Origin of the sequence: Kitasatospora sp. NPDC048722, from assembly GCF_040650235.1 — a bacterium.
Lineage (GTDB): Bacteria > Actinomycetota > Actinomycetes > Streptomycetales > Streptomycetaceae > Kitasatospora.
The window spans coordinates 57,561-77,784 of sequence record NZ_JBEZGX010000016.1 but is presented as its reverse complement, the minus strand read 5'-3'; the positions used below and the strand labels follow the sequence as shown (position 1 = coordinate 77,784).

Genomic DNA, 20,224 nt, shown 5'->3' with positions numbered 1-20,224 from the left:
GGATCACGCTGCCATCATGGCGGCGTGACCGACTCAGTCCACAACTCCGTCTCCGGACACGTCACGGGGAACGTGATCCAGGCGGGCACCCTCAACGTGACGCCGCCCGAACCCGACCGGCCCGCCGAGGACCTGCTCGCCGAACGGGTGCGCAAGCAGTGGAACGACGAGGCCAACGCCCGCGGCCTGACCGGGACCGTGCAGATGCCCGTCCAATGGGATGCACGCGAACTCGGCGCAGACCGTGAGCGATCGGCACTCGACGAGGTTCTCGCGTCGATCTGTGCGCTGGAGCCGATCCGGCTCATCGTCACAGGGCCGGGCGGCGCAGGGAAGTCGTCGATCGCGGTGCTCCTGGTCCTCGAGCTCTTGGAGCACCGGAAGCCCGGCGGGCCCGTTCCCGTCCTCCTCTCCCTCTCCGGCTGGACTCCCGGGCCGACGGAGAGATTGGACGAGTGGGTGGTCAGGCGCATCCGGGAGGACTACGGGGACCTCCCGACCTCGGCCGGGGAGAGCAGGGTGAAGGCGCTGGTCGACCGCGAGGGAATCATCCCCGTCCTGGACGGCCTCGACGAGCTCATGTCCCTCCCCGGCCAGCAGGTCGCCCTCGGAATCGACGACTGGCGCGCGAACACCAAGGTGCCCCTGGTCCTGCTGTCGCGTCCAGAAGCGATCGAGGCCGTTCCCCCGGACTCCGAGCTCCGGCACATCCCGGTGATCCAGGCCTGTCCGATGACCCCGGAAGCCGGCCGGCACTACCTCGCCGGGAAATGCCACGAGGACCAACTCCCCCGGTGGGAAGACGTCTTCGAGCAGATCGAACGAAGTCCTGACGGACCCGTCGCAGCGGCTCTGTCCTCGCCCTTGATGCTCTGGCTCGCCGCGAAGGTCTACGCGAGCGGAGCCCGCGATCCTCGTGAACTCCTCGACTCCGCGAGGTTTCCGGCACCCGCGGACGTCGAAGGGCACCTCCTCGACGAGCTGCTCCCCGCCCTCTACTCGCGGGCCCCGGCACGAGCCTCCGAACGCGAGCCCGTCCGCCGGTGCAGCGTGCAGGAGGCGCGAACGTACCACGGCTTCCTGGCCCGGCAGTTGATCCGCCGACGAACCCAGGACATAGCCTGGTGGGAGCTGCGCGGCGTGGTCACGCGTCCCCTCGCATGGGGCGGCACCGTCCTCACGGCCATCCTGGCACTCCTCTCCCTCGACCGGCTCCTGTGGCCCGGCACCACAACCGAAGCGATCGACCTCGTCGCCGAGCTGGCCACCATCTCCACGGTCCTCGGACGCACCACCGCCCGGCACCTGTTCCCCGGCCTCGACGGCCGCCCGCGCCGGTCGGCCGCGCCCAGGATCCAGATCATCACGGCCCTGCTCGCCGCAAGCCTCGTCGGTGCGGCAACGGTCGTTCCGGGCGGTGTCCCCGCGGTCGTGCCCACCGTCGCCCTGCCCACGCTGTCGGGCCTCCTCCTGACGCGGCGGGCCGAGCACGACACGGCCACGAAGCCCAGGATGCTGCTCGCCGACGAACGGCGGATCGCCCTGATCGAGGCGGCAGTCGTCGCACCCGCCATCGCCGGGCTCTCGATGGCGGTCTTCTCCCAGACCCACGACCGTCCCCTCATCCCCACCGTGTCCTTCCTCACCGCCTGGTCCTGCTCAGCCCTGGCCCTCGTCGCGATGAGCCGATGGGGGCGCTGGACCGCCACGCGGGTCGAACTGTGGCTGTCCGGGCGCCTTCCGTGGAACGTGATGGGCTTCCTGGAGGACGCGCACCGACTGGGCCTGCTGCGCCAGGTCGGCGGCGTCCACCAGTACCGGCACGCCGAACTGCGCCGGCGCCTCGCCGGAGCGGAAGCCGACCGGCCCGCGGCCGTGGCGTGGACACCGCGCACCGTCCTCATGCGCAGCAGCGCCCACACGGTCCGCACCGTGTGGTTCCTCGCCCTCGACCTCGCGATGCCGGTCCTCGCGTACCTCGCCGTCGCCTCTCCGCTCACTGCGCACGACGGCCCGAGAGCGGACTGGGAGCAGAGCTGGGACCTGTTCCGCAGGCACCAGTTCCAGTTCGTGGGGGTGACGGTCACGCTCGTCCTGATGGCGGTCGCGCTGTGGGCCGTGGCCACGAGGCTCCGGATCGACGCCGAGACGGTCGAGATCAACAGGGGCCGCAAACTCCGGCTGCACTGGGACGATGTGACCGACGTGCAGGTCCACAGGACCGACGGCGACGTCCTGCCCGCCCAGTACCACGTCGCCCTGAAACTCAAGGAGGGCCTGACCGTCCCGAAAGCCGTCGCGGACTCGGAAGGCTGGGCCCGCATCTGGGACCTCGGCCCGACCGGCACCCTCCCCCTCGACCTCGAAGCCGCCCTCGTCCACTTCGCGGGCCACCGCTGGAAGCCTGAGGCACCGACGGCCACGACCAAGCGAACCCGCCGCCGGTAGCCGCACGCCCGCAGTGCTCCGCCTACCCCACCGGGACCGGACGGTGCGGGAGGTCGGTGGGGTTGTCCGGGCCGAGGGAGAACGTCGGGGCGAGTGTCGGGGCGGGGGTCGGGTGCATGGGCGGCGGGGTGGTCACCGCCGTGCTCGGGGCGGTCGGCATCGTCGTGGGCCGTCCCGTGGCGGTGGGCGATGGTGCGGCGGGCGGGCTGGGCGGGGTCGACGGGCTCGACGGGCTCGACGGCGCGCCCGTGACCGCCGGAGTCGGCGACGGGGTCGGAGTGGGCGACGGCGGCGCGGCCGTGGAGTTGCACGCGGCGGTGGCCAGCACGAGGAACAGCAGGGTACCGGCGGCGATGGCGGCGGCGGGTCGCTTCACGGGGTGTCGTCTCCTGATCGTCGGGGGCTCGCCTCTTGGACGGTGCGGCCCCCGGACCGGTTCCCCGACGCCGGTGCCCGGCCCGCCGACGCTCGGCGGGCCGGCACCGAGTGGTCCATCAGCCCTGCTGGTTCCCGGCCACGTCCCCGTCCCCGTCGCCGACCACGTCGCGGTGGTCGAAACGCCGGAGGTCGACGGCCCAGATGCCGCGCCCGAAGGTGGCCGCGTACAGCTTGCCGTCCGGGCCGGTCTTCAGCTGCTGCACGGACGTCGTCGGCAGGTTGCGGCCGAGGACCTTCCAGTCCGTGGTGCCCGGCGCCCGGTAGAACGCCGCGAGGTCGGTCCCCAGGGCGAGTCCGCCGTTGGGCAGGATCTTCACCGAGTCCGCGGGCACGTCGGGCAGGTTGGCCGAGATGTCGCTCCAGGTGGCGCCGCCGTCCCGGGACTCGAAGACGTGCCCGATGCCGGCGCCGGGCCCCTCGGTCCAGGACCGCGAGAATCCGTTCATCGCGACGAACACGTGCTGCGCGTCGTTCTCGTCGACGGCGAACGAGGAGACGTACCGGTTGGGTACCGTCCCGTCCACCGGCAGGGTGAGCTGGTGCCAGCCCGTCCCGTCCGTGTTCCCCACCGCGATGCCGCGCGTGAAGCCCTGGTTGTTGCAGGGGCCGCACCAGCCCGCGTACACGGTGCCGTTGACGGTCGCGACGGCGGTGGCGAAGTGCCCGGCGCCCAGGTCGTAGGCGGAGGTCCATTCGCTGCCGCTGCGGATCGCGTAGCCCTTGTGCTGCACCCAGATGTGCCGGCCGCCGGCGATCCAGGTGTTGACGTCCTCGGGGTCGGCGGCGAGCGGGGCGATGAAGCGGGCGGAGCTGGTGGCCTTGTCGGGCGGGGCGACCTCGTAGGACGTGGCCTTGCCGGGGTCGGAGTTGCCCGAGCCGTCGTTGACGGCGCAGTTCTGGGTGACCCACACGTCCATGTAGACGTACTCCTGGGCGATGTTGCACCCGTTCCCCGGGTCGACCAGGGTGTCGCCGCCGTCGCCGCCGAAGTTGGAGCCCATCACCTTGTCGTGGGCGCGCAGGATCGATTCGCCGTTGTCCTGGAGGCCGCCGCTGACGCTGACGCCCCGCCCGGAGCGGTCCGACAGGTCCTTGCCCACGCCCACCGAGTAGTACTGCAGGGTGTCGATGGTGCCGTCGGCGAGGGACTTCCAGTCCTTGGCGTGCCCGCCGGAGTCGACGGCGCCGTTGACCGGGCGGGTGTAGATGCCGCCGTCGTTGCCGACGTACACGCTCGCCTTGCCGTGGTAGGTGCCGATGGCGACGGCGTGCTGGTCGGAGTGGGTGGTCGGCGAGCAGTCGCCGGTCTGCTTCGTCGGGTCGATGCTCCAACAGGGGAACGGGAAGTTCCAGTACGGGCCGGGAACCGTCCAGGAGGCACCGCCGTTCTTGGTCTCCAGCACCTCCTCCAGGCCGGCGTAGACGTGGTCGGGGTTGGCCGGGTCGACCTGGAGGAACTGGTTGTACCAGGACTGGATGCCGGGCTGGTAGCCGGCGCCCTGCAGCGCGGAGCCCGAGTTCTTGATCTTGTCCTTGTCCGCGATGAGCGTCCAGGGACCGAACGGGGAGCCGGACTTGGAGACGTAGACGCCCTTCAGTCCGGAGTCCGGGTTGTGCGCGGTGAGGTCCGGCGACTGGTCGATCGCGTAGTAGCGCGAACCGTCCGCCGAGCGGGCGAAGGTCACGTTGCCGACGTTCGCCGCATCCGTCGGCAGGTCGCCCAGCGACGCGACGCGCTGCCAGCTCCCGTCCGCTGCCTTGCTGTAGAAGCCGTTGTACGTGTCGCCACCGCGCCAGCCGACGGCGAGGATCACCTTTGACGGGTCCTTGGGGTCGATCGCGATGTCGTTGGCGATGTTCTTGTACGGTGCACTCGGGTCGCCCGCCTTCGAACCACCGGGCAGGTACTCGGGGTTGGGCGCGAACTCCTGCGCCCACGGGCCCGAGAGGTCCGTCGTCGAGTGGCTCCACACACCCCGGCTGGTGGCCGCCCACACCTTGTCGCCCGCGAAGCGCAGCGCGTGGATCGTCGTCGACTCCAACTCCGCCCCGCCGACCCGGTTCCCGGGCTGGAACCGGCCGTGCTCGGGGTCGGCGAGCACGTACACGCCCGTGCCGACGTACGAGACCGCGCCCGTGTTCGACTCGCCGGTCGCGTACCAGAGCCGCCCGGAGCCGTCCAGGTTCAGCGTGCCGGTGGACAGCGACGGCAGCTTCTCCGAGATCGACTGCCACTGCCCGCCGCCGGTGCGCGAGCGGAAGACGCCGCCGTTCGCGCCGCCCGCGTAGACGTACCCGTCGTCGTCCGCCGCGATGCCGGTGATCCGGCCGGTGACGAAGCCCGCGCCGCCGCTGGAGTTGGAGTTGACGTCGCGGTAGCGCGGGTCGTCCGCGTTGTACGGCTTGCCCGTCACCTGCTCCCAGCGGCCGCCGGCGCTCGGCATCGACTTCAGCTGCGCCCACGCCGCGCCGTACGCACCGGGGGCGACGACGCCGGGGGCCGTGCGGGCCTCGGTGTACTGCGCGGTGCCCTCGGCCGCGTTCTCGGCCTCGTCCGCACCGCCGTCGTCCCCGCCCCGGTCGGCCTTCGCCGAGAACACGGGCCCGGCCGCGCCGCGGCCCTCCTGCACCTTTCTCTCGTGCTGCTGCCCGATCTCCTCCAGGTGCCGCGCCTGGTGCGGGCGGGGCCCGGGCGGCTCGGCGGCGGCGAGTGCCTGGGCGGTGGTCAGTCCGAGCGCGGTCAGGGTGACGGCCGGTAGCAGCAGCCGTCGACGTTGCCTGTTGGGCACGATGTCGGTCCTCCCCATGCGACGGGCCGCGCGGTCGCGCGGCCCGGTGGCAGTCCGAGCGGAAGCCTCGCGGGTCCGACCGGCCGGTGTGAAGGGAGTGTGCACGAGGGGGAGTCGAAACTACGTCAGATGAGAGAGTCGACGCGCGACGCATGCCCCTCCCGGACGCCCGTGGTGCTGCGAGCGCCGTACGCCGTACGGCGGACCGTCAGCTCCGAACCTCCGCTTCAGCGAATCCTCAGGTACCCCCCACCACACTCTGTTCCGTACTCGGACGGTGGGCGGACGGAGCAGTCGATGTCGGAATCCGTACGCGGCTCGGCGCGGGCCGGGGGACTCCTGCGCCGGGCCGGGTGGTCGGCGGTCGCGCTGGCGGCGGTGGTGGGTGCCGGAACCGCCGCGCGGGAGATCGCGAGCGCGGACGTGCGACCGCTCCGTGTGGTGTGCGCACACGCCGCCTCCACCGGGCACCACCGGCTCGCGATGCGCTTCTGCCGCGGCGGCATGGAGCGCTGGACGACACCGGCGGGGCGGCCCGAGCCCACCGGCCGCCACCGGGCTCACGAATTCCTCAGGTTCCCGCTGCCATGATCCTCCACAGACGGCGCGCCTCCCGGTCCCCCACGGACGCGCAGGCGCGCCGCCCCCGTCACCCCCTGGAGCCGCGTTCGTGCCCGCAGGACCCCCGACGGCCCCTCCCCGGGCCGTGGATATCCTGGCCGGCATGCGCATATTGGTGGTCGAGGACGACGAGGACCTGCGGTTCGCCGTGGCCGCGGCCCTGCGGGGCGGCGGGCTGGCCGTCGACGAGGTCGGGGACCTCCCGGCCGCCGACGAGGCGCTGTTCGTCACCGGCTACGACTGCGTCGTCCTCGACCGCATGCTGCCCTCCGGCGACTCCGCCGACTACGTGCGCCGGATGCGCGCGGACGGCCGGACCGTGCCGGTGCTGTTCCTCACCGCCCGCGACACCGTCGCCGACCGGGTCGAGGGCTTCGCCACCGGCGGCGACGACTACCTCGTCAAGCCCTTCGCCGTCCCCGAACTGGTCGCCCGCGTGCACAACCTGTGCCGCCGCACCACCGTCGTCCGCCCGCCCGTGGTGCGCCTCGACGGCCTGGAGATCGACACCGCCCGCCGCACCGTGCACCGCGACGGCATCCGGCTGACCCTCACGATCAAGGAGTTCGCCGTCCTGGAGACGCTCGCCGCCCGCCCCGGCGAGGCGGTGCGCCGCGCCGAGCTCATCGAGAGCTGCTGGGACGAGCTGACCGAACCCAACTCCAACGTCGTCGAGGTGCTCGTCTCCCAGCTGCGCCGCAAGCTCGGCGAGCCGGCCCTGATCCACACCGTGCGCGGCGTCGGCTACCGGCTGGAGCCGCGGGCTTGAGAGCCGCACGCACGAGAACCGCAGGCCGCAGAGCGGCCCCGCGCCGTCCGAGGAAGGACGTCCCGCCCACCCCGGCCGGCCGGATCCGCCGCCTGCGCCGCCGCATCGCCCTGCTCTTCGCCCTGGTCAGCGCCCTCGCCCTGGTCGGCATGGCGGCCGTCGCCGTGCACGCGGACGACGACGCCTGGCGCTCCCAGGTCGACTCCGACCTGAAGCTGCGGACCAGCGAGTTCTCCGCCGACCTGCACTACGACGAGCAGGGCGCCCTGGAGTACCCGGACCCCAAGGAGGGCGGCTACGACTGCCCGCCGGTGACGCTCTTCACCGGCACCGCCGAGAAGATGACCGTCGCCGCCCGCCCGCACCGCACCTGTCTGACCGTCCCCGCGGACGCCTACCAGACGGCCGCCGACGACGCCGCGCGCGAGGGCGACGTCGTCCGGCTCACCACCACCGCGCCCAACGGCCACCGACTCCGGCTCTCCGCCCAGCCGTTCACCGGACCGAACCAGGACACCACGGACACCGTGGCCGTCGCCGCCGTCGACATCTCCGGCAACCTGGCCGACCACGACCGTCTCGCCCTGCTCCTCACCGCCGCCTGCGCCGTCCTCGTCGCCCTCTCCGCCCTCGCCGGCCACTGGCTCGCCGGCCGGGCCGTGCGCCCCGCCCTGGACGCGCTCGACCAGCAGGAGGCGTTCCTCGCCGACGCCGCCCACGACCTGCGCACCCCCGTCGCCTCCGTGCGCGTCCTCGCCGAGACCGGCCTGCGCGGCGAGGCCGACACCACCGAGATCCTGCGCCGCACGCTGCGCCAGTCCACCCGGATGAGCGAGCTCGTCGACGACCTGCTCACCCGGGCCCGGCTGATGGCCGGCGCCGTCCCGCTCGACCGGGAGCCGCTGCGGCTCGACCAGCTCGTCGACGCCGTCGTCGCCGACACCCCGGCCGACGGGCACCGCGTCGCCGTCCGCGCCGAGCCCGTGATCGTCCTCGCCGACGCCGGGCTGCTGCGCCGTGCCGTCGCGAACCTGCTCGGCAACGCGCTCGCCCACGGGCACGGGCCCGGCCAGCCGGCCGACGTCGAGGTCACCGTCACCGCGGACGGCACCGTCGCCGTCGACGACGCGGGCCCGGGCATCCCGTCCGAGCGGGCGGCCTCCCTGTTCGAGCGCTTCCACAGCGGCGGCGGGTCGAGCGGCCTCGGCCTGTCCATCGCCGCCTGGGTGGCCCACACCCACGGCGGCTCCCTCACCGTCGACCCGAGCACCCGCGGCGGCACGCGCTTCCTGCTGCGCGTGCCCGTGCACAAGCCCGCACGCTCATCCGGGTGAGGGCCCGCGAGCCGGGGGCACCGCGCCGGCGGGAGGTGCGACCGTCGGTCGCATGCCGCTGATCGCACGATCCGACCGCCGCGCCGTCCCCGTGCTGCTCCCGCTGCTCTGCGTGTGCGCCGCCCTCGTTCCGGCACCCGCCGCACGCGCATCGGCCCCCTTCGACCCCGCGCCCGCCGTCGCCGCGCTCACCCGGCTGCTGCCGGTCCACGCCGCACAGATCAGGCTCCTCCCCGAGCCGCAGGCCGCGCCCGGCGTCGACGCGTTCACCGTCTCCGGCGCGCCCGGCGCGATCCGGGTGCGGGGCACCTCGCCCGCCACGCTGCTGACCGGCGTCGGCTGGTACCTGCGCAACGTCGCCCACGCCGACATCGGCCTGCCCGGCGACAGCACCGCGGCGCTCCCGGCCACGCTGCCGCCGGTGCCCGCCCCGCACACCGACGCCGCCGTCGTCCCGCACCGCTACGCGCTCAACGACACCGACAACGGGTACTCCGGCCCCTACCGGAGCTTCGCCGACTACCAGCACGAGGTCGACGTCCTCGCCCTGCACGGCTTCAACGAGGTCCTGGTCACCGTCGGTGCCGAGGCGCCGTACCTGCGGGCGCTCCAGGGCTTCGGCTACTCCGCCGCCGACCTGCGCGCGTGGATCCCGGCGCCCGCGCACCAGCCGTGGTGGCTGCTGCAGAACATGTCCGGCTTCGGCGGCCCGGTCTCCGGGCAACTGGTCGCCGCCCGCGCCGCCGTCGGCCGCCGGGTCTGCGACCACCTGCGGGCGCTCGGCATGACGCCGGTGCTGCCCGGCTACTTCGGCACCGTCCCGACCGACTTCGCCGAGCGCAACCCCGGCGCCGCCGTCGTCCCGCAGGGCACCTGGACGGCGTTCGCCCGCGACTCGTGGCTCGACCCCACCGGCCCGCTGTTCGCCGAGGTCGCCGCCGCCTACTACGCCGCGCAGCACGACGCGTTCGGCGACAGCGCGATGTACAAGATGGACCCGCTCCACGAGGGCGGCACGGCGGGCGGCGTCGACGTGCCCACCGCGGCCGGCGCGATCCAGCGCGCCCTGCTCACCGCGCACCCCGGCGCCGTCTGGACGGTCCTCGGCTGGGAGCACAACCCCACGGCGGCCCTGCTGTCGGGCGTGGACCGCAGTCTGGTGCTGATCGTCGACGGCCTCTCGGACCGCTACGACGGCCTGGACCGCGAGTCCGACTGGGGCGGCACGCCGTACGCGTTCGGCACGATCCCCGACTTCGGCGGCAAGACCACCTTCGGCGCCAACACGGGCGTCTGGACCACCCGCTTCCGCCAGTGGCTCACCCGCTCCGGCAGCGCGCTCAGGGGCATCGCCTTCATGCCCGAGGGCACCGGCACCGACCCGGCCGCCCTCGCCCTCTTCGCCGACCTCGCGTGGTCGCCCGCCGGGCTCGACCGGGAGGCCTGGTTCACGGCGTACGCGACAGCCCGCTACGGCCGCCCGGACGCCCACGCTGCGGCGGCCTGGGCGCAGTTGCGCGAGGGCCCGTACGGCATGCCGTCCGACGGGTGGAGCGAGCCGCAGGACGGCCTGTTCACGGCCCGGCCGTCGCTGACCGCCTCGACCTCGGCGTCCTGGTCGCCGAAGGAGCTGCGCCACGACCCCGCGACCGTGCGCAGCGCCCTCGCCGAGCTCCTGGCGGTGGCGCCCGAGCTGCGCACCACCGACGCCTACCGGTACGACCTCGTCAACGTCGCCCGGCAGGCGCTCGCGGACGAGAGCCGCCGGCTGCTCCCGGAGATCGACAGGGCTTACGGTGCGGGTGACCTGGCCGCGTTCCGGTCGCTGGTGAGCCGCTGGACGGCCGCCGGGAGCGACCTCGACCGGCTGGCGGCGACCGACGCCCGCTTCATGGTGGGGACGTGGCTCGCCCAGGTGCCGTCCTGGGGCGCCACCGACACCGAGCGCCGCCGGCTCCAGTACGACGCGCGGTCGATCCTCACCACGTGGGGCGGCACCCGCGCCGAGGCCGAGGACGGCGGCCTGCACGACTACGCCGCCCGCGAGTGGTCCGGCCTGGTCGCCGACCTCTACGCCAAGCGCTGGGCGGCGTTCTTCGCCTCGCTGGAGGTCGCGTTGACGCAGCACACCCGCCCGGCGCCCGTCGACTTCTTCGCCCTGGACGACGCGTGGGCGCACTCGACGTCCGCCTACCCGACCACGCCGGTCGGCGACCCGGTCGACGTCGCGGCCGCTGTCGCGGCCGCCGTCGCGGCACCGCTCGAGCAGCCGTCAGAGTCTTCGCGTTGACACCCCCCACGGTGGGGCAACCGGCCGCCGCGCTCCCACCGTCCCACCGTTGGGGGCCTACGACCTGAGGAGTGGGCATGAGCAACGACCGTCCGGCAGCACACCTCCCGCAGCGGACCGGCCGGAGGCAGGTGCTGCGGCTCGCCGCCGCACCCCTCGCGGCGGCGGCGCTCGCGGCGTGCGGCGGGCCGAAGCCTGAGCCGTCGCCGGACCCGTCGACCTCCGCGAACCACCCCACGCCGTCCCCGACCCCCACCCCCACCCCGGCCGGGCCGCCCGACTGGGCCGCGCTGGCGAAGGACCTCAGCGGCACCGTCATCGGCCCGCAGGACAGTCGCTACGTGGACGCGAGCCACCTCTACCAGCCGCAGTTCGACGGATTGCGCCCCGCCGGGATCGTCTACGCCGCCACCCCCCAGGACGCCGCCACCTGCCTCGCCTTCGCCCGGAGGTACGCCCTCCCGGTCGCGGCGCGCAGCGGCGGGCACAGCTACGCGGGCTGGTCGTCGGGCAGCGGGATGGTGCTGGACGTCGGGTCGATGGCGGCGGTCTCCCGTTCCGGCGGCACGGCGACGGTCGGCGCCGGCGCCCGGCTGATCGACGTGTACGCGGGCCTGGCGGCCGAGGGCGTGACGGTCCCGGCGGGTTCCTGCCCGAGCGTGGGCGTCGCCGGGCTGACGCTGGGCGGCGGCATCGGCGTCACCTGCCGCGCGTACGGTCTGACCTGCGACAGCCTCACCGGCGCCCAGATCGTGACGGCCGACGGGCGGATCCGCCACGTGGACGCGACCACGGACCCGGACCTCTTCTGGGCGCTGCGCGGCGGTGGCGGCGGCAACTTCGGCGTGGTCACGTCCTTCGCCTTCCGCACCCACCCGGCGCCGACCTGCGCGTACGCGTTCCTCTCCTGGCCCTGGTCGTCCGCCGCGACGGCCGTGGCGGCCTGGCAGGCGTGGGTGGCGGGCGCGCCGGACCCGCTCTGGGCCAACCTCCACCTCGACACCTGGCCGGACGGCCGCCGGCGCCTCACCAGCACCGTCAACTACCTCGGCCCGGAATCCGACCTCGCGGGCCTCGTCGACCGGCTGACCGTCGCCCCGGCCACCGCCTCCCTCCACACGGCGCCGTTCCTGGACACCATGAAGGAGATGGGCGGCGTGGCCGGCTGGTCGGAGGCCGCCGCCCACCTGCCCGGCAGCCTCCCCGGCCAGAACCCCGACGGCAGACTGACCCGGGGCTCGTACGCGGCCCGGTCCGACTTCTACACCCGGCCGATCGACCCGGCCGGGATCGCGGCGCTCGTGGCCGCCGTCGGCCGGTACCCGCAGAGCGTGCCCCAGGGCGGGAGCGCCTCCGTCTCCTTGGACGCCCTCGGCGGCGCCGTGAACCGGGTGGCCCCCGGCGACACCGCCTTCGTCCACCGGAACGCCCTGTTCGGGGCCCAGTACATCACCAACTACCCCGCTCCCGGCGCCGGTTCCGGCCCTGCGGTGGAGCAGTCCCAGGCCTGGCTGCAGGACGTCTGGACGACCATGCGCCCGTACGCGAGCGGCGAGGCCTATCAGAACTACCCGGACCCGAGCCTCACCGACTGGGCCCAGGCCTACTACGGCAGCAACCTCGCCCGCCTGCGCCAGGTGAAGCACACCTACGACCCGGACGGACTGTTCCGCTTTCCCCAAGCCGTGTAGCCCGCCGGAAGGACTTCCGGACGCGCGACGCATTTCCGGGCTCCCGCCGGTCCAGCGCATGTTCACCACCTCCGGCGGCCCCCGCCCGTCCGACGGCGGCGCGGCATCCGTCGGAGCGTCCACGGTGTCGTTCCTGCTCGTCCGGGACGCCGACGCGGGCGACTGGCGGATCGCCGCCTTCCAGAACACCCGCGCGCCGCAGGGCTGACACCCTAAGCAGCGCGGGCGTCCTGTTCGTCCAGGTACCGCTCCTCGATCTCCTTCGGCCCGAACGGCCAGGCCCCCTCGACCCGCGACCACACGAGGTACGCCACGAGGCCGAGCAGCACCCAGCCCACCGACCACTCGATCGGATGCAGGCCCGGGTTCGCCTTGTCCGCGTACCCGTAGATGACCAGCCAGCCGACCGCGGCCACGACGCTCGGCAGCGGGTGGAGCAGCATCCGGTACGGGCGGGCGAGGTCCGGCTGTCGTCGGCGCAGCACGCTGACGGCGGCGATCTGGGCGAGCGCCTGGACGATCACCATGACGGTGGTGAGCAGGGTGATCAGGACCGTCAGCGGTGGGTGCGTCGCGGAGTCGCCGACGTGCCGCGCGGCCAGGAAGGCCCCGGCGGTGATGGCGCCCATCGCCACCAGGCCCACCACCGGGAACCGGTGCTCGGGGTGGAGTCGCGCGAAGGACCGGAAGAAGAGCCCGTCGCGTGCGGCGTCATAGGGGACACGGGATCCGCCGAGCAGGCCGGTGAGAACGGAGGCGAACGCGGTGACGAGGATGAGCACGGTGACGACGTCCGCGGCCCCCTTGCCGAGCGTCCGCTCCAGCACGGCCGAAGCCACCGACCGGGACGCCGTGTCGGCCGGGTCCAGCATGTCCCGCCAGGGCACGACACCGAGCACGCCGACCTGGAGGAGCAGGTAGATCCCCATGATCGCGACGACGGAGTAGATGATCGCCCGAGGCATCACCCGGCCCGGGTCCTTGATCTCCGCCCCCAGGTAGGCGGCGGTGTTGTACCCGAGGTAGTCGTAGATCCCGATGGTCAGCCCGGACGCGAAGCCGAGCCAGAAGCTCCCGCTGGAGAGCCGCACGGCGTGCGCGGGCCAGGTGAACGCGAGCGAGGGGTGGAAGTGGGTGAAGGCGGCGAGGATGACGACGGTGACGGCGAGGATCATCACCGCCCACATCGCGACGGTGACCTTGCCGACGTTCTCGACCCGCCGCCACAGCAGCAGGACGACGAGCGCGACGACGGCGAGGCCGACGAGATCGCCCTGACCGCCCGTGATGCCCGGCCACAGGTAGCCCAGGTACTGGACCAGCCCCTGCACGCCGGTCGACATGATCAGCGGGATGAACAGCATCGCCGTCCACACGAACAGGAACGGCATCAACCGCCCGGTCCGGTACTGGAACGCCTCCCGCAGATACACGTACGTCCCGCCCGACCCCGGCAGCGAGGCCCCGAGCTCGGCCCACACCAGCCCGTCCGCGAGCGCGAGGACGGCCCCGGCGACCCAGCCGATGACCGCCTGCGGCCCGCCGAAGGCGGCGACCATGAGGGGAATGGTGACGAACGGCCCGATGCCGCACATCTGGCTCATGTTGATGGCGGTGGCCTGGAACAGGCCGACCCGTCTGGACAGTTGGGGAACGGACTCGGTGGTGGCCAACAGGCACCTCCTGGGGGGCGAGCGGTCGACCGGCTGAGAAAGTAAAGTTCCTTAACTCACTCGGGGTCAAGACCCGCGCAGGACCGGACCGGGCCGTCTGGCGTGCCGCCCGCGACCCCGCCGCCGCGCGTGGCAGGATGCGGGCGACCGCACCGCACTCGGGAAGGACGCTCATGTCGCAGGCCATCGAGGGTGTCGATCCGGCGGTGCCGCCCAGCGGGACGGGCTGCGTCGAGTGCGAGGCGGTGCAGGGCTGGTGGGTGCACCTGCGGCGCTGCGCCCAGTGCGGGCACGTCGGCTGCTGCGACACGTCTCCGGCGCAACACGCCACGCGGCACTTCGCCGAGACCGGGCACCCGTTCATCCAGACCTTCGAGCCGGACGAGGACTGGTTCTGGGACTACCGCACCAACGACTTCTTCGACCAGGGCCCGGAACTGGCCGCGCCGCACCACCACCCGCGGACGCAGACGGTGCCCGGGCCCCAGGAGCGCGTCCCCGCCGACTGGCAGGACCACATCCATTGACATCCGACCGGTCCGCCACGCCGTCCTGATCCGCGCTACAGCGGCGGAAGCGCGGGCGCCGGGCCGAGCGTGGTGGTACCCGGGGTGGCACGGTGGGCGAGCCCGGCACGGTAGGCGTCCAGCGCCTCCTCCGGGCGGCCGGTGCGGCGCAGGAGGTCGCCGAGGAGCCGGCAGAGCTCCGCCAGATCGGCCGTGGCACCGGCGTGTTCGAGGAGAGCGAGGCCGCTCCGATAGTGGTCCTCGGCGCCGGAATCCTCGCCCCTGTCCTCCGCGATCAGGCCCAACAGCCGGTGGGCCGCCCCCGCGTGGACCGCTCCCCGGCTCGGGTGCAGGGATCCGAGCAGATCGGCGAGCAGTTCGGCCGCCTCCGCACTGCGGCCCGACCGCCGCAGCACGTCGGCCAGTTCCACGTCGATCTGCTGGACGTACAGCACCGCGCGGCGCTCGGCCAATATCCGGCGGGCGGTGCGGAGTTCGCGCTCGGCGGCGGGAAGATCGCCGTCCTGCGCGCGCAGGTATCCGCGCATCCAGTGGCAGTGGGCGAGTTCGGTGCGGATCCGGAGCTGCTGGTGGAGCTCCTGGGCTCGGGCGAGGGAGGCGTCGGCCTCGGCGGCGCGGCCCTCGGCGAGGAGGGTGCGGGCCACCGAGCGGTGCAGCCGGGCCACGGCGGCGGGGTCGTCGACCTGCGGGGCCAGTGCGAGGGCGAGTTCGGCGGCCTGGGCGGCGAGGCGGTGGGCGCCGAGGTCCAGGTAGGGGGCGGTGATCGCGGAGTAGAGGAGCAGCAGGGCCTGCGGGTCGGGCAGGCCGGCGGCGTTGAGCCGGTCGATCGCGCTCTCCAGGAGGTAGCAGGAGTAGCGCAGGTCGCCGGCGAGGAGGTGGGCGACGGCCCGTCCGCGCAGGGCCGGGACGCGCTGCGGGAGCGGGGCGTCGCGGAGCAGGTCCTCGGCGGATCTGAAGTGTCCTATGGCCTGGTCGAGTTCGCCCGCCTCCAGGGCGCAGTCGCCCAACCCCACCAGGGCTGCGGCGCGTTCGTCGGCGAGGCCGTAGCGGTCGGCTTCGGCGGCCAGCGCGGTGAACTGCGCCACTGCGTCCGCCGGTTCGCCGGTGCACAGGACCTGCCGGGCGTCCGCGAGCCGGGACCGGAGGTCGGTGGCGAGGTGGGCGGGCCGTCCGGTGGCGAGCTGCTCGGCGCTGACGCCGAGGCGTCCGGCGAGGTAGCGCAGCGCGGCGTCGGAGGGCCGGGCCTTGCCGGACTCCAGCGTCGACACGTACGCCGCCGTGTAGGCGGGCTCGGCCAACGCGCGCTGGGTGAGGCCGCGTTCGGCCCGCAGCCGCTGGATCCGCCGCCCGATCACCAGCCGGTCGTCCCCGCCGTCGTCCGTCATCGCGCTCCCCCGCCTTTCCCGTCGCCACCACGTCGCCGCCGCGTGACCACCTCGTCGACGCGCCCAGGCTATTGCGTGCCGATGCGGCCGCCGCTAGCTTAACCCCACACGTAAGTGAGCTTACTCCGGTATTTAACTCCCGCTCCCCCGGCCGAACTTCACTCACGACCGCCACTTCCGCTGAATGGACCCCCACATGCGTATTCGGCGCACCGCCGCCGCCCTCACGGCGGCACTCGGCATCCTCACCGCCGCCCCCGCAACCGCCGCGACCACCGTGACCACCGCGTTAGCCCCCGTCGTGCCGTCCGCCGCGCCCCTCGCCGACGGCACCGGCCCCATCTGCTGGTTCGGCGCCTGCTACGACTACGTGTCGGGCCGCCAGCAGACCGACGCCGCCGGCGCGAGCATCCGGATGCTGCAGTCCTCGCCCGCCCTCAAGTCCGGTGACACCGACGCGCATTCGCTCCAGGAGCTGGCCGTCCAGTCCACCGACCGCAAGTCCACGGTCGAGGTCGGCTGGACGGTCGACCTCGGCCTCAACGGCGACCTCCTGCCGCACCTGTTCGTCTACCACTGGGTGGACGGCAAGGAGAGCTGCTACAACGCGTGCGGCTTCGTCCAGGTCTCCCCGGTCTACACCGCCGGCATGGCGCTCCAGCCCGGCGACGCCGCCCGCTACGGGATCCGGAACCTCGGCGGCGACTGGTGGATCTTCTACGACCAGCACGCCGTCGGCTACTTCCCCGGCTCGCTCTGGAACGGCACCTACACCCGCACCCAGGTCATCAGCGCGTTCGGTGAGGTCGCCCACGGCACCGGCAGCACGTGCGAGTCCATGGGCGACGGCCGCTTCGGCAGCGCACCGGGTTCCGGCTGGATCCGCGACTTCCAGCTCTTCGGCTCGGCCGACGAGGCGCACCTGACGGTCACCTCCACCAGCCCCGCCCTCTACGACGCGGGCCGCGTCACCCCGACGTCCTTCCACCTCGGCGGCCCGGGCACCGGCCCCTGCTGACCGAGGCGCCTCCACCCCCGCGCCCGGCCCGCGCCCGCGCGTCACACCCTTGCAGGTCGCGGGCCGTGCGCAGCGGGGAACAGGACATCAGCACCCACACCCCCGTCAGCCCCACCGCCCCCCGCCCACAGGGCCGTCCGCATCGACATCAGCGAGGGCGAACGTCCCCGCGAACGCCGCGCCCCCGGTGACAGCGCGGCCGCCTGACGGCCCACCCTGCGCTACCCGCCACGCGGGATCACGCCTCTCCGGGAACACCGCCGTCACGAGCCCTCCCGGGCACTCACCGCCGTCCTCGGCCGCGGCCGGGCCCTCCGGCCCGGCGAACTCGACGAACCCGCACCACCGTCGAACTCGCCCACCGCGCCGGCCGCCACGTCCTCTGCGCCCGCACCCGGGCCGCCGAGGTCCTCCTCGGGGCATCGGAACCGCCACAGGGTAGAGGACCCCGCGGCCGGTGCCGGGGCTCGGAGCGGACCGATCGTCGAATGGTCGCGAATCATCTTTGTTCACGTAACAGTTGATCCCGAACTCTTCCTAAAGGTTCGGTCGAGCCGCTACACCTTCAGTCCTAAGACACGACGAGACGAGCGGGACGATGACCAACGACACCCCTGGCTACGGCTACCCGTCAGAGCCGAACCCCCAGAACCCCTACGGCCAGCAGCCCCCGCAGCAGCCCGGCTACGGCGTCCCGCAGGGCCCGTACGACCCCCAGCCCGGCGGCCCCGGCACGCCGCCGCCCGGCTACGGCTACCCGCCGCCGCCCCAGGCCGGCTACCCGCAGGGCGGCGGCTACCCGACGAGCGGCCCCCAGCTGCCGCCGTGGCTCGGCGTGCCCAACCCGTACGGCCCGACGCCGCCCGGCACCCGCGTCCTGGCCAACCCCGGCGACCGCTTCCTGGCCCGCCTGATCGACGCCCTCGTCCTGCTGATCCCGCTGCTCATCGTCCAGCTCGTCGTCGCGGCGGCGATCGGCACGATCATGGCCAGCATCATCAGCGGCATCGTCGTCTTCGGCTACGAGGCCCTGATGATGATGACCCAGGACCAGCAGACCGTCGGCAAGAAGGTCATGAAGCTGCGGGTCGTCTCGGTCGAGCACGGCGGCCGCCCGGTCGACAACGACCTGTGGATCCGCAGCGCCGTCTACGGCCTGCCCCAGGCGGTCTACTGCATCGGCTCGCTGTTCTACCTGGTGAACGTGCTCTCCCACCTCTGGGACAAGCCGCTGCAGCAGTGCTTCCACGACAAGGCGGCGAAGACCCTCGTCATCAAGGAGTCCTGAGCCCGGAGCACCACCCGGACCGGACCGGACCGGACGAAGCCCGGTTGCCCCCTCTCGGGTGGGGGCAACCGGGCTTCGTCGGTGCCGCCGGCCCGACGGCCTCCGGCTCAGCGGGAGCCGAAGTCCGCGTTCCACGAGGCGTTGCCCGTCCGGGCCAGACCGACCTCGGTGTGGTTGGGGTCGAGCATGATGTCGCGGTGGCCGGACGAGTTGATCCACCCGTCGACGGCCGCGTCGATGTCGGTGGGGCCGTAGAACGCGATCTCGCCCCACGTCCTGAAGGTGTAGCCGAGGCCCTTCAGGATGCCCGCCGAGTCGCAGAAGTGGCCCGAGACGCGACGCTGGTTCATCTGGTCGGCGTTGCACCGGGCGGCCTGGGCGAGGGTCTGGTTGTAGCGGAGCGCCGGCCGTCCGTACTGCGCACGCAGGTCGTTGACCCGCTGGAGGAAGCGCTGCTCGACGGGCGTGCCGTTGTTCTGGCCGCCGCTGCCGACGAGGTCGAAGCGCTGGGACGCGGTGCCGTTGCAGTTCTCCACGGTGGCCTCGCGGTCGAGGCCGTTGAAGGTCAGGCAGCGGCCGTCGAGCGCGTTGTGGAGGTAGGTGCCGCCCTCGGCGGCGTTCTCCAGGGTCCACTGCTGGTTGGCGCCCGCCCACCAGTGGACGAACTGGGTGGAGCGGCCGTCCCTGGTGTCCATCTCGACGACGCGGTCGGTGCCGTTGACGTTGCGGACGAAGTCGACCCGCCCGCCCGGCTTGTTGGAGATCCAGAACGAGGTCGAGGCGTCCCGGTGGTCACGGGCGACGATCCGCGAGCCCTCGCCGTCGATGGTCGCCAGGGCGTAGCCGTTCCGGTGGTCCTGGATCGTGACCATCTGCTCGACCACGTCCGACGTGGCGGCGCTCGCGGGCGCGGCGAGCGCGGTGAAGCCGGCCGCCGAGATCACGGACACGGCGAGTGCCACCGCCGCCGGACGGGAACGGCGACGGACGGTGGAAAGGGCGATGTGCGACACGGGACTCTCCTGCCTCGGGCGGCCCGCGTGCGGCTGCGATCGCGGGGCGGGAGACAGCACACCGAGCGTGCGTAGACAATCGATCAACACTGCGTCAGCGCACCGCCCCACCCGACACGCCCCCTGCGTGACCTGGCAGGATGTCCGACCGTGACGCACAGTGAGACTCCCCGGCCCGCCACCGGGCAGCGGCGCCCGGGCCGCGGAGGCCGTGGGAACGACGTCCCCTGGCCCAAGCGCCCCCTGCTGACGGCGCTGTGGATACCGGCCGCCGCCGTCCTCCTGCCGCTCGGCGGAGCTCTCGGCGCGTTCGGGCTCTGGATGCTGGTGCCCTCGCTGGCCCTGGTCCTCACCGGGATGACCGGCCTGGTCGTGGCACTCTGGGGCCTCTGCCCGTCCAAGGCCCTGCGGAAGATCTCCCTCGGCCTGCTCCTCGCCCCGCTCGTCGCCGTGCCGCTGCTCAGCATGAACACGGCGCAGGCCACCGTGCTGACGATCCGCGGCACCGAACACCCGGGCACGGTCGCCGGCATCCGCGTCGTCCACGGCAAGACCACGACATACGACTGCGACGTCCGCTACGACGACGCCCCCGCCCGCACCCACGCCGTCGACTGCGGCGCCGCCGACACGGCCGGCGAACGCGTGGCCGTCACCGAGGACCCGGACGGCCTGGTCTCCCCCGAATTCTCCGACCAGGCCGCAGGCGGCCGCTTCGACCTGGTCATGGCAGCCTTCTTCGACACGGTCCTCGTCGCCATCGCCGTCGTCACCGCGACGATCGGCGTCCTCGTCCACCACCACCGCACCCGCCGGGCGCAGTCCGGCGCAGGGTCCACCGCGCCGCGCGCATGATGTCGGCCACCGTCGCCGCCTTGAGCTCCGAGTAGGCCGGTAGGCGGCCCGCCGCCAGCGCCGCCTCGCGCTTCACGCGCGCGTA

16 protein-coding genes are annotated in these 20,224 nt (G+C 73.4%); 11 read left to right on the top strand and 5 right to left on the bottom strand.

Going from position 1 to position 20,224, the window contains the following annotated elements; genetic code table 11:
* Positions 1-24 precede the first annotated feature (24 nt).
* Positions 25-2,448 carry a hypothetical protein gene (locus AB0C76_RS14605; protein ID WP_359964409.1) on the top strand — a complete coding sequence of 808 codons (2,424 nt, stop codon included), beginning with the start codon at positions 25-27 and terminating at the stop codon, positions 2,446-2,448.
* Between the two features lie 22 nt (positions 2,449-2,470).
* On the opposite strand, the gene AB0C76_RS14600 is transcribed toward AB0C76_RS14605, so the two are convergent.
* Both AB0C76_RS14600 and AB0C76_RS14595 read right to left on the bottom strand, forming a co-directional pair.
* Entirely contained in the window at positions 2,471-2,824 is a 354-nt protein-coding gene (locus tag AB0C76_RS14600) for a hypothetical protein (RefSeq protein ID WP_359964407.1), read from the bottom strand.
* Between the two features lie 118 nt (positions 2,825-2,942).
* Positions 2,943-5,693 (bottom strand): glycosyl hydrolase, encoded by a 2,751-nt coding sequence (locus AB0C76_RS14595; protein ID WP_359964405.1) that lies wholly within the window; start codon positions 5,691-5,693, stop codon positions 2,943-2,945.
* Between the two features lie 279 nt (positions 5,694-5,972).
* Here AB0C76_RS14595 and AB0C76_RS14590 point away from each other — a divergent pair, with 279 nt between their 5' ends.
* The 6 genes from AB0C76_RS14590 to AB0C76_RS14565 all read left to right on the top strand — a co-directional run bounded on the left by AB0C76_RS14590 (position 5,973) and on the right by AB0C76_RS14565 (position 12,588).
* Positions 5,973-6,266, top strand: coding sequence for a hypothetical protein (locus AB0C76_RS14590; RefSeq protein WP_359964403.1), 294 nt, complete (start codon positions 5,973-5,975; stop codon positions 6,264-6,266).
* A 133-nt stretch (positions 6,267-6,399) separates the two neighbouring features.
* Complete coding sequence (locus tag AB0C76_RS14585; protein ID WP_359964401.1) at positions 6,400-7,065, top strand: response regulator transcription factor; 666 nt, start codon at positions 6,400-6,402, stop codon at positions 7,063-7,065.
* The gene (locus AB0C76_RS14580) at positions 7,062-8,399 is read left to right on the top strand and encodes a HAMP domain-containing sensor histidine kinase (protein WP_359964399.1); all 1,338 of its coding nucleotides are present in this window, start codon (positions 7,062-7,064) and stop codon (positions 8,397-8,399) included. The genes AB0C76_RS14585 and AB0C76_RS14580 overlap by 4 nt, the downstream gene beginning before the upstream one ends.
* A 52-nt stretch (positions 8,400-8,451) precedes the next feature.
* On the top strand, positions 8,452-10,689 hold the full coding sequence (locus AB0C76_RS14575) for an alpha-N-acetylglucosaminidase (RefSeq protein ID WP_359964397.1): 2,238 nt from the start codon (positions 8,452-8,454) through the stop codon (positions 10,687-10,689).
* A gap of 77 nt (positions 10,690-10,766) precedes the next feature.
* Positions 10,767-12,380: an FAD-binding oxidoreductase gene (locus AB0C76_RS14570; RefSeq protein WP_359964395.1), complete on the top strand. Its 1,614-nt coding sequence runs from the start codon at positions 10,767-10,769 to the stop codon at positions 12,378-12,380.
* 58 nt (positions 12,381-12,438) lie between these two features.
* Positions 12,439-12,588 (top strand): hypothetical protein, encoded by a 150-nt coding sequence (locus AB0C76_RS14565; RefSeq protein WP_359964393.1) that lies wholly within the window; start codon positions 12,439-12,441, stop codon positions 12,586-12,588.
* 4 nt (positions 12,589-12,592) lie between these two features.
* On the opposite strand, the gene AB0C76_RS14560 is transcribed toward AB0C76_RS14565, so the two are convergent.
* Positions 12,593-14,053, bottom strand: a complete 1,461-nt coding sequence (locus AB0C76_RS14560) for an APC family permease (protein WP_359964391.1) — start codon at positions 14,051-14,053, stop codon at positions 12,593-12,595.
* Positions 14,054-14,226: 173 nt separating this feature from the next.
* Between AB0C76_RS14560 and AB0C76_RS14555 the strand changes: the two genes are divergently transcribed.
* On the top strand, positions 14,227-14,580 hold the full coding sequence (locus AB0C76_RS14555; RefSeq protein WP_359964389.1) for a UBP-type zinc finger domain-containing protein: 354 nt from the start codon (positions 14,227-14,229) through the stop codon (positions 14,578-14,580).
* 35 nt (positions 14,581-14,615) lie between these two features.
* On the opposite strand, the gene AB0C76_RS14550 is transcribed toward AB0C76_RS14555, so the two are convergent.
* Positions 14,616-15,965: a helix-turn-helix domain-containing protein gene (locus AB0C76_RS14550; RefSeq protein WP_359964387.1), complete on the bottom strand. Its 1,350-nt coding sequence runs from the start codon at positions 15,963-15,965 to the stop codon at positions 14,616-14,618.
* Between the two features lie 196 nt (positions 15,966-16,161).
* Between AB0C76_RS14550 and AB0C76_RS14545 the strand changes: the two genes are divergently transcribed.
* Both AB0C76_RS14545 and AB0C76_RS14540 read left to right on the top strand, forming a co-directional pair.
* Complete coding sequence (locus tag AB0C76_RS14545) at positions 16,162-16,983, top strand: neprosin family prolyl endopeptidase (RefSeq protein WP_359964385.1); 822 nt, start codon at positions 16,162-16,164, stop codon at positions 16,981-16,983.
* 598 nt (positions 16,984-17,581) lie between these two features.
* Positions 17,582-18,271 (top strand): RDD family protein, encoded by a 690-nt coding sequence (locus AB0C76_RS14540; protein WP_359964383.1) that lies wholly within the window; start codon positions 17,582-17,584, stop codon positions 18,269-18,271.
* 107 nt (positions 18,272-18,378) lie between these two features.
* Here the strand turns inward: AB0C76_RS14540 and AB0C76_RS14535 are convergent, their stop codons facing one another.
* Positions 18,379-19,284, bottom strand: a complete 906-nt coding sequence (locus tag AB0C76_RS14535) for a CAP domain-containing protein (protein WP_359964381.1) — start codon at positions 19,282-19,284, stop codon at positions 18,379-18,381.
* A gap of 150 nt (positions 19,285-19,434) precedes the next feature.
* On the opposite strand from AB0C76_RS14535, the gene AB0C76_RS14530 reads away from it, so the two are divergent.
* Entirely contained in the window at positions 19,435-20,139 is a 705-nt protein-coding gene (locus AB0C76_RS14530; RefSeq protein ID WP_359964379.1) for a hypothetical protein, read from the top strand.
* Positions 20,140-20,224 lie beyond the last annotated feature (85 nt).